Origin of the sequence: Shewanella sp. SR43-4 (genome assembly GCF_014163845.1) — a bacterium.
GTDB classification, from domain to species: domain Bacteria; phylum Pseudomonadota; class Gammaproteobacteria; order Enterobacterales; family Shewanellaceae; genus Shewanella; species Shewanella vesiculosa.
The window spans coordinates 1-15,816 of record NZ_JACJEB010000028.1; the positions used below are offsets into that span (position 1 = coordinate 1).

Genomic DNA, 15,816 nt, shown 5'->3' on the forward strand with positions numbered 1-15,816 from the left:
GGAGCGTTATCGATTTGAGCGAAGTTTTTAACTTCACCACCATAAGTTTTAGACAAAACGGCAGAGATTGCTGCTGTTAAAGTTGTTTTACCATGGTCAACGTGACCGATGGTGCCCACGTTTACGTGAGGCTTAATACGTTCAAATTTAGCTTTTGCCACGATATATTCCTTTCTTTTCAGAAGTGCTCGATTAATTCGAGCAATATAACATTGATGCCGTAACCAATATTAGTTACGAGATTCTATAATCGCTTTTGCAATGTTTTGCGGTGCATCTGCGTACTTCAAGAACTCCATAGAGTATGAAGCACGACCCTGAGATGCAGAGCGCAAATCAGTTGCATAACCAAACATTTCAGATAGAGGCACTACTGCGTGGACAAGTTTAACACCTGCGATGCCATCGTCCATACCTTCGATTATGCCACGACGGCGGTTTAAATCACCCACTACGTCGCCCATATAATTTTCAGGTGTAGTCACTTCTACTTTCATACAAGGTTCGAGCAACACCGGAGACGCTTCAAGCGCCCCCTGTTTAAAGCCCATAGAACCTGCAATTTTGAATGCCATTTCGTTCGAGTCCACATCATGATATGAACCATCAAATAAACTGACTTTCACGTCAAGTACAGGATAGCCGGCTAAAACGCCGTTTTTCATCTGTTCTTGAATACCTTTATCAACGGCAGGAATGAATTCACGAGGAACTACACCGCCTACTATTTCGTTAACAAATTCATAGCCAGAACCCTCTTCGAGAGGTTCAATTCTTAACCAAACATGACCAAATTGACCACGTCCGCCAGATTGACGTATGAACTTACCTTCCACTTCAACTTTAGAACGAATTGTTTCACGGTAGGCTACCTGTGGTTTACCTACGTTACACTCTACACCAAACTCGCGACGCATACGGTCAACGATAATGTCTAAGTGTAATTCGCCCATACCAGATATCAGTGTTTGTGCCGATTCGTCATCAGTCTCAACTTTGAATGATGGATCTTCCGCTGCTAATTTTTGCAGCGCAATCCCCATTTTATCTTGGTCGGCTTTTGAACGAGGCTCAACAGCAATGGTAATTACAGGTTCAGGGAACTCCATGCGCTCAAGAATCACTCTGTGATCATTATCGCAGAGAGTATCACCGGTTGTTACATCTTTAAGACCGATAGCAGCCGCTATATCACCAGCACGTACTTCTTTCAGTTCTGTTCGGTCGTTTGCGTGCATTTGCACAATACGCCCTACTCGCTCACGTTTCTGCTTAACAGAATTATAAACACCAGAACCTGATTCAAGCACACCTGAATACACGCGGATAAAGGTCAGTGTACCAACAAATGGATCAGTCGCAATTTTAAATGCTAAGGCCGCAAAAGGGGCATTATCATCGGGTGGGCGTTTAACTTCGTTTTCGCTGTCATCAATACCGGTAATTGCAGGTACATCATTAGGCGCTGGTAAGAAGTCAACTACCGCATCGAGAACCGCTTGCACACCTTTGTTCTTAAATGCAGAACCACAAGTTGCTAATACGATCTCATTGTTAATTGTGCGCTGACGCAACGCTGTTTTGATCTCGACTTCTGATAACTCACCTTCTTCAAGGTACTTGTTCATCAGTTCATCAGAGGCTTCAGCTGCTGCTTCCACGAGATACTCATGCATCTCTGCCGCTTTTGCTGCTAGATTTGCAGGAATGTCTTCATAAGTGAATGTCATCCCCTGATCTATTTCAGACCAGTTAATGGCTTTCATCTTAATTAAATCAATAACACCCTTGAAGTTCTCTTCTGCACCAATATTTAAATGAATTGGTACACAAGTCGCACCAAGGCGATTACGAATTTGATTTATTACACGGTCGAAATCTGCACCTGCACGGTCCATCTTATTAACAAATACCAGACGCGGAACGTGGTATTTATCAGCTTGACGCCATACGGTTTCAGATTGTGGTTCAACGCCTGACGAGCCGCAGAATACTACTACAGCGCCATCGAGAACACGTAATGAACGCTCGACTTCAATGGTGAAGTCTACGTGACCTGGGGTATCGATGATATTAATACGGTGTTCAGTGAACTGAGCTTCCATACCGCGCCAAAAAGTTGTTACTGCAGCAGAGGTGATAGTTATACCACGCTCTTGCTCTTGTACCATCCAATCTGTCGTGGCTGCGCCGTCATGCACCTCGCCGATTTTATGAGACATACCGGTATAGAACAGAACACGTTCTGTTGTGGTAGTTTTACCTGCATCCACATGAGCAACAATACCGATATTTCGATAACGCTCAATTGGGGTTATACGAGCCACTATTTATACCCTCTCAGCTAAAACTTTTGGTTTTAGCAATATCAACAATATGGAGCGGACCGAAGTCCGCTCCATCATATTACCAACGGTAATGAGCAAAGGCTTTGTTAGCTTCAGCCATGCGATGCACGTCTTCACGCTTCTTAACCGCAGTACCTTTGTTTTCAGACGCATCTAGCATTTCACCTGCTAGACGTAAAGCCATAGATTTTTCACCACGTTTGCGAGCAGCTTCAACTAACCAGCGCATCGCTAGTGCGTTACGACGCACTGGACGAACTTCACATGGTACTTGATAAGTAGAACCACCAACGCGACGAGATTTAACTTCGACTGATGGGCGAACGTTATCAAGAGCTGCTTCAAGGATACTTAAATGATTTTCGCTTTTCTTTTCAGCGACAACATCTAGTGCCTTGTAAATGATTTTTTCTGCAGTCGACTTTTTGCCGTCCTGCATGATGACGTTGATGAACTTAGCCAACAACTCACTGTGAAACTTTGGATCTGGTAGGATTTTACGTTGTCCTACAACGCGACGTCTTGGCATATTAATTCTCCGTATGCTTCAGGTATTTCCAAAACTGGAATGTCAAATAAATACTAGCTTGGCCTTACTTAAACGGGATACGTTAAGACTTAGGACGCTTAGCACCGTACTTAGAACGGCCTTGGCGACGTGAAGTCACGCCAGCACAGTCTAATGCGCCACGAACAGTGTGGTAACGCACACCTGGTAAGTCTTTAACACGACCACCACGGATTAGGATTACACTGTGCTCTTGCAAGTTATGGCCTTCACCGCCGATATACGAAGTTACTTCGAAACCGTTAGTTAAGCGCACACGAGCTACTTTACGTAGTGCAGAGTTAGGTTTTTTAGGTGTTGTAGTGTACACACGAGTACAAACACCACGTTTTTGTGGGCACGCGTTCAACGCAGGCACATTAGTCTTTTCGACTTTTGGCGCGCGTGGCTTACGTACCAACTGGTTAACAGTTGCCATGTATAGCTCCGACAGTTGATTCAAGCTCAACAATTAGGTGTGAAAAATCTATATCCCACAATGGTGGGACGCGGAATTTTAGAAAGGTAATGGCAATCTGTCAAGAAATAGCCAACTTTTCATGCAAATTCCAATAAAAAAGGCGCCAATGGCGCCTTTTTTTAACAAAAAACTAACTTAATCTTGGCCGCCGGCCAAGTTTAGTAGATCTGCTAGGTTCTGTTCAGCTTCGCTTGCAGTAACAGTTGTAGCTGCTACTTTGCCACGAGAACTTAACACTTTAGCGCGTTCTTCGTTACGGGTCTTGTGATAAGCATAACCAGTACCAGCTGGGATCAAACGACCAACGATTACGTTTTCTTTAAGACCACGTAATGGATCGCTCTTACCGCCAACGGCCGCTTCAGTTAACACACGAGTGGTTTCCTGGAACGATGCTGCAGAAATGAATGATTCAGTAGCCAAAGACGCTTTGGTAATACCGAGTAATTCACGTTCAAACGTTGCAGGTGTTTTACCTTGAGCGATTAACTCACGGTTAGCAATCTTCACGCGTGAAACTTCTGCTTGCTCACCTTCTAAGAATTCAGTGTCGCCTGTTGAAGTGATCAAACACTTACGTAACATTTGACGAATGATAACTTCGATGTGCTTATCGTTGATCTTAACGCCCTGTAGACGGTAAACATCTTGTACTTCGTTCACAATGTAGTTTGCTACGTTGTGGATACCACGAAGACGAAGAATGTCGTGTGCCGCTTCTGGGCCGTCTGCTATAACTTCACCACGTTCGACTTTTTCACCTTCGAACACGTTTAAGTTACGCCACTTAGGGATCATCTCTTCATAGTGATCACTACCATCGGCTGGCGTAATCACTAGACGACGCTTACCTTTAGTTTCCTTACCGAACGAGATAGTACCTGAGATTTCTGCAAGAATTGCAGGCTCTTTCGGCTTACGCGCTTCGAATAAGTCAGCAACACGTGGTAGACCACCGGTGATGTCACGAGTTTTAGACGATTCTTGTGGAATACGTGCTAATGGATCACCAACGTTGATTTTCGCGTTATCGTCTTTCGACACAATCGCGTTACCCGGTAAGAAGTATTGAGCTGGTACTTCAGTACCAGGGATCATTAAGTCGTTACCATTGGCATCCACTAAGCGAATAGCTGGACGCAATTCTTTACCGGCTGAAGTACGCGCACCAACATCGAGCACCACAACAGAAGATAAACCCGTTAACTCGTCAGTTTGGCGAGTCATAGTTACGCCATCGATCATGTCAACGAACTTCACGCTACCGGCAACTTCAGAAATAATTGGGTGAGTATGTGGATCCCAGTTTGCGATGATTTCGCCAGCTGCAACTTCACTTTCTTCCAATTTCTCTAATACGGTACCGTAAGGTACTTTATAGCGCTCTTTCTCACGACCTAGCTCATCGATGATAGCTATCTCAGAAGAACGAGAAACAATTACAAGCTTACCGTCGATATTTGAAACATGCTTAGCATTGTGTAACTTCAGAGAACCCGCGTTCTTAACTTGAACGTTGTTTTCTGCAGAAGCTCGAGATGCCGCACCACCAATGTGGAACGTACGCATGGTTAACTGTGTACCAGGTTCACCAATAGACTGCGCCGCAACAACACCAATCGCTTCACCGTGGTTAATAATATGACCACGAGCCAAGTCACGACCGTAACATGCCGCACACACACCAAAGTCTGTGTCACAGGTAATAACAGAACGTACAATGACTTCGTCGATACTGTGTTCTTCTAACGTATTACACCATGCTTCATCAAGAAGTGTGTTGCGTGGAGCAAGCACTTCATCTGTACCTGGCTTCATTACGTCAAGCGCAACCACACGACCTAGAACACGTTCACGTAATGGCTCAACAACATCACCACCTTCAATAAGCGGTTTCATTGTTAGACCATGCTCAACACCACAGTCATCTTCAATAACAACTAAGTCTTGTGCAACGTCTACTAAACGACGAGTCAAGTAACCCGAGTTAGCTGTCTTCAATGCTGTATCGGCAAGACCTTTACGCGCACCGTGAGTAGAAATAAAGTACTGAAGTACGTTTAGACCTTCACGGAAGTTAGCCGTAATTGGTGTTTCGATGATTGAGCCATCTGGCTTAGCCATCAAACCACGCATACCTGCTAGCTGACGGATCTGTGCAGCACTACCACGAGCACCTGAGTCAGCCATCATATAGATGCTGTTAAACGAAGCTTGTTGCTCAGGTACACCATCACGGTTAATCACTGTCTCAGTAGACAAGTTTTCCATCATGGCTTTAGAGACTTTTTCGTTCGCGCTTGCCCAGATATCGATTACTTTGTTGTAACGCTCACCAGCTGTTACAAGACCTGACTGGAACTGCTCTTGAATTTCAAGCACTTCAGCTTCAGCGTCTGCAACTAAGGTGTATTTCTCGTCAGGAATAACCATGTCATCGATACCAACAGAGGCACCAGAAATGGTTGCAAAACGGAAACCGGTATACATCAATTGGTCAGCAAAGATAACAGTATCTTTAAGACCTAGTTGACGATAACAAGTGTTCAACAGCTTAGAAATCTGTTTCTTACCCATGTTTTGGTTAACCAAATCATACGATAAGCCTTCAGGCAAAATTAATGATAAAAGAGCACGACCAACAGTCGTATCAATGATACGAGTTGCTTTAGTTCTTTCGCCATCTTCTGCGATGTTGGTTTCGGTAATACGCACTTTAACGCGAGCATGTAGTTCAGCAACACCAGTAGCGTAGGCTTTTTCTACTTCTGACACATCAGCGAATGCCATACCTTCACCGCGACCGTTAATACATTCACGGCTGGTGTAGTACAAACCTAATACAACGTCCTGAGACGGCGTAATTACTGGCTCACCGTTAGCAGGTGACAAAATGTTGTTGGTTGACATCATTAGCGCACGAGCTTCTAACTGAGCTTCAAGCGTTAATGGTACGTGAACAGCCATTTGGTCACCGTCGAAGTCGGCGTTGTATGCCGCACAAACTAACGGATGCAATTGAATTGCTTTACCTTCAATCAGTACAGGTTCAAATGCTTGAATACCTAGTCTGTGAAGTGTTGGTGCACGGTTAAGCATTACTGGATGTTCACGAATCACTTCGTCTAGCACATCCCATACTTCAGCCTGTTCGCGTTCAACCATTTTCTTAGCAGCTTTAATAGTCGTCGCTAAACCACGCGCTTCTAACTTGCCGTAAATAAATGGTTTGAATAGCTCAAGCGCCATCTTCTTAGGAAGACCACACTGATGCAGACGTAAAGTAGGACCTACGGTAATTACCGAACGGCCTGAATAGTCAACACGCTTACCAAGTAAGTTCTGACGGAAACGACCTTGCTTACCCTTGATCATATCAGCAAGAGATTTAAGCGGACGCTTGTTAGAACCGGTAATAGCACGACCGCGACGACCGTTATCTAATAGCGCATCAACTGACTCTTGTAACATACGTTTTTCGTTACGTACAATAATGTCAGGCGCAGCTAAATCTAACAGACGCTTTAAGCGGTTATTACGGTTAATCACACGACGGTAAAGATCGTTAAGATCTGATGTCGCGAAACGACCACCATCTAACGGCACTAATGGACGTAGATCAGGTGGAAGAACCGGTAATACTTTTAAGATCATCCACTCTGGCTTGTTGCCAGAAGTGAAGAATGCTTCCATCAATTTAAGGCGTTTAGTCACCTTTTTACGACGGGTTTCAGAGTTAATTGAAGGCAACTCTTCACGCATTTGCTCGATCTGTTCAGCTAAATTGATAGCACGTAGCAATTCAAGAACTGCTTCAGCACCCATTTTAGCTTCAAACTCGTCACCGTATTCTTCTAACGCATCAAGATACGTTTCTTCGGTCAGCATTTGGCCGCGCTCAAGCGTGGTCATACCAGGCTCGATAACAACAAATGATTCGAAATACAGTACGCGTTCAATATCACGCAACGTCATATCTAGCATTAAGCCAATACGTGACGGAAGTGATTTTAAGAACCAAATGTGGGCAACTGGACTAGCCAGATCAATGTGACCCATGCGCTCACGACGCACTTTAGTCTGGGTAACTTCTACGCCACACTTTTCACAAATAACACCACGGTGCTTCAAACGCTTGTATTTACCACACAAACATTCGTAATCTTTAACCGGACCAAAGATACGCGCACAAAACAAACCTTCACGTTCAGGCTTGAATGTACGGTAGTTAATGGTTTCTGGCTTCTTTACTTCACCAAAAGACCAAGAACGGATTAGATCTGGCGAGGCCAAACCAATTTTAATACCGTTAAATTCTTCAGTCTTACTTTGCTGTTTAAGAAACTTTAATAAGTCTTTCACGTTTCTCTCCTGAAGGAGTTAAACCAGGTGCTTTGCTGCTGCAAAGCACCCTTGGTTACCAAACATTGCTTAAGTGCGATGCTTACTCTTGGTCCAACTCGATATTAATACCAAGTGAACGAATTTCCTTCAACAATACGTTGAAAGACTCAGGCATGCCAGGTTGCATCTGATGGTTACCGTCGACGATGTTTTTATACATCTGAGTACGACCGTTAACGTCATCTGATTTAACTGTTAGCATTTCTTGTAGAGTATAAGCAGCACCATATGCTTCAAGTGCCCACACTTCCATCTCACCGAAACGCTGACCACCAAATTGAGCTTTACCGCCCAATGGTTGTTGAGTCACTAAGCTGTACGAACCCGTAGAACGAGCGTGCATCTTGTCATCAACTAAGTGGTTCAATTTAAGCATATACATGTAACCAACGGTTACTTTACGCTCAAATTCGTTACCGGTACGGCCGTCACATAATGTCAACTGGCCAGACTCAGGTAAGCCTGCAAGAGCAAGCATTTGCTTGATCTCTTTCTCTTTAGCACCGTCGAATGCTGGTGTAGCAATTGGAATACCACCTTTAAGGTTGGTAGCCAAGCGCACAACTTCATCATCAGTAAACGAATCGATATCAACGCGTTGAAGCACGTCATCACCTAATTCATAAACTTGTTTGATGTAACCACGAAGTTCGGCAATTTCACGCTGCTCTTCAAGCATAGCAGTAATTTTATTACCGATACCCTTAGCTGCTGCGCCCATGTGGACTTCAAGTACCTGACCGATGTTCATACGCGAAGGTACGCCCAATGGGTTAAGTACGATGTCTACAGGATTACCTTCTTCATCGTATGGCATGTCTTCAACAGGACAAATCTTCGAGATAACACCTTTGTTACCGTGACGACCAGCCATCTTGTCACCAGGCTGGATAGTACGTTTAACTGCAAGGTAAACCTTAACAATTTTCAATACACCAGGTGCCAAGTCATCACCTTGGGTGATCTTGCGACGCTTGATTTCAAATGTCTTATCGAAGTCTGCTTTAAGCTCTTCATGCTGTTCAGCTAACTGCTCTAATTCAGTTTGTTTTGCTTCATCGTCGATAACTTGGATTAATACGTCTTTACGTGGGATCTCAGCTAACTTAGCTTCAGAATAACCTACAGACAATAACAAGTTACGTGCACGGCCCAATACGCCTTCTTCAAGGATCTTGAACTCTTCACCTAAGTCTTTACGAGCTTGGCGAACATGCATTTCTTCAATTTCAAGCGCACGCTTATCTTTCTCAACGCCGTCACGGGTAAATACCTGTACGTCGATGATGGTGCCTTTGACTGAGTTAGGAACACGTAATGAGCTGTCCTTAACGTCAGAAGCTTTTTCACCAAAAATAGCTCGGAGTAGTTTCTCTTCTGGAGTTAACTGTGTTTCACCCTTAGGTGTCACTTTACCCACAAGAATGTCGCCACCCTTCACTTCTGCACCAATATAAACGATACCTGATTCATCTAATTTAGATAAAGCAGACTCACCTACGTTTGGAATATCAGCAGTGATTTCTTCGCTACCCAATTTAGTATCACGAGCAATACAAGAAAGCTCCTGAATATGGATAGTAGTAAAACGATCTTCTTGCGCTACGCGCTCAGAAATTAAGATCGAATCTTCGAAGTTATAACCGTTCCAAGGCATGAACGCGATGCGCATGTTCTGACCAAGCGCCAAATCACCTAAATCGGTAGATGGACCATCGGCCAATACATCGCCACGAACCACTGGCTCACCAACAGAACAACAAGGACGTTGGTTAATACAGGTGTTTTGGTTTGAACGGGTATATTTAGTTAGGTTGTAAATGTCGATACCGGCTTCACCTGCGTGTAGCTCATCTTCATTTACTTTAACTACGATACGGCTAGCATCAACATAATCAACCACACCGCCACGTTTAGCAGCTACAACTACACCAGAGTCAACAGCAAGAGTACGTTCAATACCCGTTCCGACTAACGGCTTATCAGCACGTAAAGTAGGTACTGCTTGACGTTGCATGTTTGCACCCATCAATGCGCGGTTAGCATCATCGTGTTCTAAGAACGGAATTAATGATGCTGCAACAGAAATAATCTGCTGTGGAGATACGTCCATATACTGAACATCGGCTGCGCGCATAAAGGTAGACTCACCTTTGTGACGACAAGCGATTTGTTCTTCTGCCATACGGCCATCAGCATCAACTTCGATGTTAGCCTGAGCAATAACATAACGACCTTCTTCGATTGCTGATAAGTATTCAACATCATCAGTAATCACACCATCAACCACTTTGCGGTAAGGTGTTTCTAGGAAGCCGTAAGAGTTAGTGCGCGCAAAACTTGCTAACGAGTTGATTAGACCAATGTTTGGACCTTCAGGGGTCTCAATTGGACATAAACGACCGTAGTGAGTTGGATGTACGTCACGAACTTCGAAACCAGCACGCTCACGAGTCAAACCACCTGGGCCAAGAGCAGAAATACGACGTTTATGCGTTACTTCTGATAGCGGGTTGTTTTGATCCATAAACTGTGACAATTGTGAAGAACCAAAGAATTCTTTCACTGCCGCAGAAATTGGCTTAGCGTTAATCAAGTCTTGTGGCATTAGCTCGTTTAAATCGCCTAAAGATAGACGCTCACGAACAGCACGCTCAACACGGACTAAACCAACACGGAACTGGTTTTCAGCCATTTCACCAACGCTACGAATACGACGGTTACCTAAGTGGTCAATATCGTCGACTTCATCATAACCATTACGGATTTCGATGATTTTCTTCATAACAGATACGATGTCTTCTTTAGACAGCACACCGTTACCTTCGTCTTCTGCAATCTCAAGACGACGGTTGAACTTCATACGACCTACTTTAGATAAGTCATAACGTTCTTCACTGAAGAATAGGTTTTGGAATAAACCTTCAGCAGCATCTTTGGTTGGTGGCTCGCCAGGACGCATCATACGGTAGATTTCAACTAAAGCTTCTAAGCGGTTAGTTGTTGAATCAATGCGTAATGTGTCAGCAATATAAGCACCATGATCAAGATCATTGATAAACAAAGTATCAATATTCTTAATACCAGCAAGTGATAACTTAGCTAAATCTTCTAAGGTAATCTCGCTGTTTGCGGTCACTAAAACTTCACCGGTATCTTCATCGATGTAGTCTTGAGCAGCATACTTACCAACAATATAATCTACTGGCACTTCTAGCTCAGTCGTGTTGGTTTTTTCAAGTTGCTTAATGTGACGCGCAGTGATGCGACGACCAGCTTCAACTAATAAAGAGCCTTCAGCATCTTTAATGTCATAGCCAGCAGTTTCACCACGTAGGCGGTCAGGCACTAGTGACATCACTAATGAGTCTTTTTTAATCTTAAACTCGATACGCTCAAAGAATAAATCGAGGATATCTTGAGTAGAATATTCAAGCGCTCGTAAAATGATAGTAGCCGGTAATTTACGACGACGGTCAATACGAACGAATAGAGCATCTTTAGGATCAAATTCAAAGTCAAGCCATGAACCACGGTAAGGAATAATACGTGCGTTATACAGCACCTTACCAGAAGAGTGGGTTTTACCACGGTCATGATCAAAGAACACACCTGGAGAACGGTGTAACTGAGACACGATTACACGCTCAGTACCGTTAATAACGAAAGTACCGTTATTAGTCATCATAGGTATATCACCCATGTAGACTTCTTGCTCTTTAATGTCTTTAACAGTGCCAGCAGCAGCTTCACGGTCAAACAACACCATGCGTAATTTAACGCGTAGTGGTGCCGAATAAGTAACACCGCGGATCTGACATTCTTTCACATCAAAAACTGGCTCACCTAGCTTGTAGCTGACATATTGCAGCTCAGAATAGCCAGAAAAGCTCTTGATAGGAAAAACGCTACGGAATGCAGCTTCTAAGCCACGCTCACCCGTAGGGTCTTGATCGGTGAACTTCTTAAAAGAGTCTAACTGGATAGACAATAAATAAGGGATGTCCAAAACTTTTGGACGCTTACCAAAGTCTTTGCGAATACGCTTCTTTTCAGAATAGGAGTAAACCATGGGTTTCCTCTGCTTACGAGATGTGACCAAGACTGAAATAATTTAATTAAATCAGCACGTTTGCCCATCACCGTTGATGGCAAGAACCTAACCAGTAATCTCTGCTAGGGACTGCTAAAACTGGCGACAAACGGTGAAAAAAAATCGCCTGCGCATAAAGCGCAAAAAAGGCCGACGGTTAAAAAACCGCCAGCCTTCACCCAATTGCTTGGGTGATGCAAGCTAAATTATAGCTTACTTAACTTCAACAGAAGCACCAGCGGCTTCTAGATCAGCTTTAAGAGTTGCAGCTTCTTCTTTAGACACAGCTTCTTTAACTGCGATTGGAGAAGATTCAGCCATAGTTTTAGCTTCTTTTAGGCCTAAACCTGTAGCGCTACGAAGTGCTTTAATAACAGCAACTTTGTTTTCGCCATGAGAAGTAAGAACTACGTCAAATTCTGTTTGCTCTTCAGCAACAACAGCATCGCCGCCGCCTGAAACTACTGCAGCAGCAGCAGAAACGCCGAATTTCTCTTCCATAGCTTCGATTAGTTCAACTACTTCCATTACAGACATTGCTGCAAAAGCTTCTAACATTTGGTCTTTAGTGATAGACATTAGAAATATTTCCTATTGTTCTGAATTCAATTTTATTAAGCTGCCTGCTTATAATTAAGCGGCGTCTTGTTTTTGATCGCGAAGGGCGGCCAATGTACGTACGAATTTGCCAGCAGATGCTTCTTTCATAGTCATCATCAACTGAGCTAGTGCTTCGTCGTAAGTTGGTAGTTTCGCTAAACGATCAATATCAGCTGCAGGGATAAACATCCCTTCGAAAGCTGCACCTTTAACTTCAAATTTTGCTTGACCCTTAGCGAAGTCTTTTAAAAGACGCGCTGCAGCACCTGGATGCTCGTTAGAGAAAGCTATTAAAGTTGGGCCAGTGAACGTTTCTGCTAGGCACTCAAAAGCTGTACCTTGAACTGCACGACGAGCAAGAGTGTTACGTACTACACGTACAAACACACCATTTTCGCGAGCAGCTTTACGCAGACCGGTCATAGCACCTACAGTTACGCCACGTGAATCGGCAACAACTGCAGAAAGTGCACCTTTGGCAGCTTCGTTGACTTCAGCCACAATTGCCTGTTTGTCTTCGAGTCTTAATGCCATTGGCTTTACTCCTGGATTCTACCTAGGGAATTCCCTAGAATTTACCAAACTAAACACAAATGTGTTTAGTTACTTACGGTGCAGATTTTCCAGTAAAAAAATTTAGCTGGGGCCTGACACCGTCTACGCTGGAAATTAAGTTAACCTTACGATTAACACCTGCGGTCTTGGACGGAAACCGACTCTAATATACAAAAAGTGATTCACTTATGTATAAAAGCGGCTTCAACCCACAAAGTGCGCGCATTATAGACTAATACGCGCGCTTTGTATATTACTTAACTTCGTCCAGAGAACCCTGGTCGATAGCTACACCTGCACCCATAGTGGTAGAGATGCTAATCTTTTTCACGTAAATGCCTTTAGCAACTGCAGGCTTAGCCTTTTTCAGTGCTGACACTAACGATTCTAAGTTTTCTTTCAACTGTTCAGTAGTGAATGTAACTTTACCGATAGTTGTGTGGATAATACCATTTTTGTCGTTTCTGTAACGAACTTGACCTGCTTTGGCATTCTTAACTGCTTCAGCAACGTTTGGCGTTACTGTACCAGTTTTAGGGTTAGGCATTAAACCACGAGGGCCTAAAATTTGACCTAACATACCAACAACGCGCATTGCATCTGGAGATGCGATAACCACGTCGAAGTTCATTTCGCCAGCTTTAACTTTTTCAGCTAAATCTTCCATACCAACAAGTTCTGCGCCAGCAGCGATAGCAGCTTCAGCGTTTGCACCTTGTGTGAATACAGCAACACGAACATCACGACCAGTACCATGTGGAAGTACAGTAGCACCACGCACGTTTTGATCTGATTTACGAGGATCGATGCCTAGATTAACAGCTACATCAACACTTTCAACAAACTTAGCAGTCGCTAATTCTTGTAAAAGTACTACAGCTTCGCTGATGTCATACAATTTTGTTGCATCAACTTTTTCGCGGATAACGCGAGCGCGCTTAGTTAGCTTTGCCATTATATTAGTCCTCTACTACCAAACCCATTGAACGTGCAGTACCTTCAATTGAGCGAGTCATCGCTTCAATATCAGCACCAGTCATATCAGCGGCTTTAGATTCAGCAATTTCCTGAACTGCGCTACGCTTAATAGTACCTACTTTTTGAGTATTAGGACGGCCAGAACCTGATTTCAGACCTACTGCTTTAAGCAATAAGAAAGATGCAGGTGGAGTCTTAGTTTCAAAAGTGAAAGAACGGTCGTTATATACAGTGATAACAACAGGAATCGGCATACCTTTTTCGAACTTTTCAGTACGAGCGTTGAATGCTTTACAGAATTCCATGATGTTCACACCTTTTTGACCTAAAGCAGGTCCAACTGGTGGAGACGGGTTTGCAGCACCGGCTGCTACTTGTAGCTTGATATAAGCTTCAATTTTCTTTGCCATGTCGACATTTCCTCTATTTGGGTTCAAACGCATCTTGGCGACATGCCAATACGCTCCCCTGAAAACAACGGGTGCGAATTATATAAAAATACGCACCCGCAAACAATATATATTTGTAGTTATTTTAATCAGCTCTTTTCGACTTGATTAAAATCGAGTTCTACTGGTGTTGAACGACCGAAAATCATCACCGAAACTTTAATACGGTTCTTTTCATAATCGACTTCTTCGATTGTACCGTTAAAGTCAGCAAATGGACCGTCACAAACGCGAACCACTTCACCAGGCTCATACATAATACGATGAGTTGGAGACTCAACAGTATCTTGTAGACGCTGAAGAATTGCATCAGCTTCTTTGTCAGAAATCGGTGCAGGGCGATCCGATGTTCCACCGATAAAGCCCATTACACGTGGAATGCTTTTGACTAAGTGCCAGCTGTCATCGTTCATTTCCATCTGGACCAATACATAACCAGGGAAAAATTTGCGTTCACTTTTACGGCGTTGACCTGCACGCATTTCAACAACTTCTTCAGTAGGAACTAAAATCTCACCAAAGTATGCTTCCATGTTATGCATTTTGATATGTTCTAGCAGTGTTTTAAGCACACGGCCTTCATAGCCTGAAAAGGCTTGGATCACATACCATCTTTTTTTCGCTTCTGTAACTTCAGTCATTTTCAGATGCCTATACGCCAGTAATTAAATTGACTACTCGTAACAATATAGCATCTAATCCCCAAAGGATTAATGCCATTACTGCAGTAGCTGCAAGTACAATAAAGGTAGTGTTTAGCGCCTCTTGGCGAGTTGGCCAAACGACTTTGCGCACTTCAATATGTGCTTCACGAGCAAAAGATTGCGCCTGCTTTCCCTTACTTGTCTGCAGTGCAATGATACCTGCAATAGCAAAGGCAATAATTACCCCAGCAACACGAGCTACAACATTAGCATCTGCATAAAATTGATTGCCTATAACAGCAGTAGCAATAAGCAATGCTGCTATGCCCCACTTAACGATATCCAAAGAATTACTCTGGTTTTCAGTATTTGTTGTCATCGGTTAATTCCGTTACTCACTACGACCTGGGCTTAGCTTGGTAAACAACATATTCACCAAATCCACATTTCCGAACTTTCCCGGAAAATGCATAAGCACAGGGTCAAAAATCGGCCATAGATTGTATTCTTATTCAGCTTTGTTCGCAACAATACAGGTAAAGTAAGATTAACAAATCAATCAAAAAATCGATTTTTATTGCTAACTTTACCCTAAAAATAAAAAAGGAAGCCTAAGCTTCCTTTTTTAGTGTTCACTAAAGTCGCTATTACGCGATGATTTTAGCTACAACACCTGCACCAACTGTACGGCCACCTTCACGGATAGCGAAACGTAAA

At 43.4% G+C, this 15,816-nt stretch carries 13 protein-coding genes; all 13 read right to left on the reverse strand.

What is annotated here, in order from left to right; all coding sequences use genetic code 11:
• The coding region (locus H5123_RS19670; RefSeq protein WP_310736155.1) for a GTP-binding protein at nt 1-161 on the reverse strand (161 nt) is incomplete at its 3' end.
• A 69-nt stretch (nt 162-230) separates the two neighbouring features.
• Nucleotides 231-2,327, reverse strand: a complete 2,097-nt coding sequence (fusA, locus tag H5123_RS19675; RefSeq protein ID WP_124017692.1) for an elongation factor G — start codon at nt 2,325-2,327, stop codon at nt 231-233.
• A gap of 79 nt (nt 2,328-2,406) precedes the next feature.
• On the reverse strand, nt 2,407-2,877 hold the full coding sequence (gene rpsG / locus H5123_RS19680) for a 30S ribosomal protein S7 (RefSeq protein WP_011635636.1): 471 nt from the start codon (nt 2,875-2,877) through the stop codon (nt 2,407-2,409).
• An 82-nt stretch (nt 2,878-2,959) separates the two neighbouring features.
• Nucleotides 2,960-3,334 carry a 30S ribosomal protein S12 gene (gene rpsL / locus H5123_RS19685; RefSeq protein ID WP_101033703.1) on the reverse strand — a complete coding sequence of 125 codons (375 nt, stop codon included), beginning with the start codon at nt 3,332-3,334 and terminating at the stop codon, nt 2,960-2,962.
• A 177-nt stretch (nt 3,335-3,511) separates the two neighbouring features.
• Nucleotides 3,512-7,738 carry a DNA-directed RNA polymerase subunit beta' gene (gene rpoC / locus H5123_RS19690; protein WP_124017693.1) on the reverse strand — a complete coding sequence of 1,409 codons (4,227 nt, stop codon included), beginning with the start codon at nt 7,736-7,738 and terminating at the stop codon, nt 3,512-3,514.
• Between the two features lie 82 nt (nt 7,739-7,820).
• Entirely contained in the window at nt 7,821-11,852 is a 4,032-nt protein-coding gene (gene rpoB, locus H5123_RS19695) for a DNA-directed RNA polymerase subunit beta (protein ID WP_124017694.1), read from the reverse strand.
• 234 nt (nt 11,853-12,086) lie between these two features.
• Nucleotides 12,087-12,452: a 50S ribosomal protein L7/L12 gene (rplL, locus tag H5123_RS19700; RefSeq protein ID WP_124017695.1), complete on the reverse strand. Its 366-nt coding sequence runs from the start codon at nt 12,450-12,452 to the stop codon at nt 12,087-12,089.
• A 54-nt stretch (nt 12,453-12,506) separates the two neighbouring features.
• Entirely contained in the window at nt 12,507-13,007 is a 501-nt protein-coding gene (rplJ, locus tag H5123_RS19705) for a 50S ribosomal protein L10 (protein WP_124017696.1), read from the reverse strand.
• Between the two features lie 274 nt (nt 13,008-13,281).
• Entirely contained in the window at nt 13,282-13,983 is a 702-nt protein-coding gene (gene rplA / locus H5123_RS19710; RefSeq protein ID WP_124017697.1) for a 50S ribosomal protein L1, read from the reverse strand.
• Nucleotides 13,984-13,987: 4 nt separating this feature from the next.
• A complete protein-coding gene (gene rplK / locus H5123_RS19715) occupies nt 13,988-14,416 on the reverse strand; it encodes a 50S ribosomal protein L11 (RefSeq protein WP_124017698.1) in 429 nt (142 codons plus the stop codon).
• A gap of 128 nt (nt 14,417-14,544) precedes the next feature.
• Nucleotides 14,545-15,096 (reverse strand): transcription termination/antitermination protein NusG, encoded by a 552-nt coding sequence (nusG, locus tag H5123_RS19720; RefSeq protein ID WP_124017699.1) that lies wholly within the window; start codon nt 15,094-15,096, stop codon nt 14,545-14,547.
• A gap of 10 nt (nt 15,097-15,106) precedes the next feature.
• Nucleotides 15,107-15,478 carry a preprotein translocase subunit SecE gene (gene secE, locus H5123_RS19725; RefSeq protein ID WP_011635627.1) on the reverse strand — a complete coding sequence of 124 codons (372 nt, stop codon included), beginning with the start codon at nt 15,476-15,478 and terminating at the stop codon, nt 15,107-15,109.
• A gap of 268 nt (nt 15,479-15,746) precedes the next feature.
• On the reverse strand, nt 15,747-15,816 hold a 70-nt coding region (locus H5123_RS20880), incomplete at its 5' end, for a hypothetical protein (RefSeq protein ID WP_198552046.1).

What these genes read in the sequence shown, in the direction of transcription:
- rpsG (WP_011635636.1), bottom strand. Translation starts at nt 2,877, where the DNA reads ATGCCAAGACGTCGCGTTGTAGGACAACGTAAAATCCTACCAGATCCA.
- rpsL (WP_101033703.1), bottom strand. Translation starts at nt 3,334, where the DNA reads ATGGCAACTGTTAACCAGTTGGTACGTAAGCCACGCGCGCCAAAAGTC.
- rpoB (WP_124017694.1), bottom strand. Translation starts at nt 11,852, where the DNA reads ATGGTTTACTCCTATTCTGAAAAGAAGCGTATTCGCAAAGACTTTGGT.
- rplL (WP_124017695.1), bottom strand. Translation starts at nt 12,452, where the DNA reads ATGTCTATCACTAAAGACCAAATGTTAGAAGCTTTTGCAGCAATGTCT.
- rplJ (WP_124017696.1), bottom strand. Translation starts at nt 13,007, where the DNA reads ATGGCATTAAGACTCGAAGACAAACAGGCAATTGTGGCTGAAGTCAAC.
- rplA (WP_124017697.1), bottom strand. Translation starts at nt 13,983, where the DNA reads ATGGCAAAGCTAACTAAGCGCGCTCGCGTTATCCGCGAAAAAGTTGAT.
- rplK (WP_124017698.1), bottom strand. Translation starts at nt 14,416, where the DNA reads ATGGCAAAGAAAATTGAAGCTTATATCAAGCTACAAGTAGCAGCCGGT.
- nusG (WP_124017699.1), bottom strand. Translation starts at nt 15,096, where the DNA reads ATGACTGAAGTTACAGAAGCGAAAAAAAGATGGTATGTGATCCAAGCC.
- secE (WP_011635627.1), bottom strand. Translation starts at nt 15,478, where the DNA reads ATGACAACAAATACTGAAAACCAGAGTAATTCTTTGGATATCGTTAAG.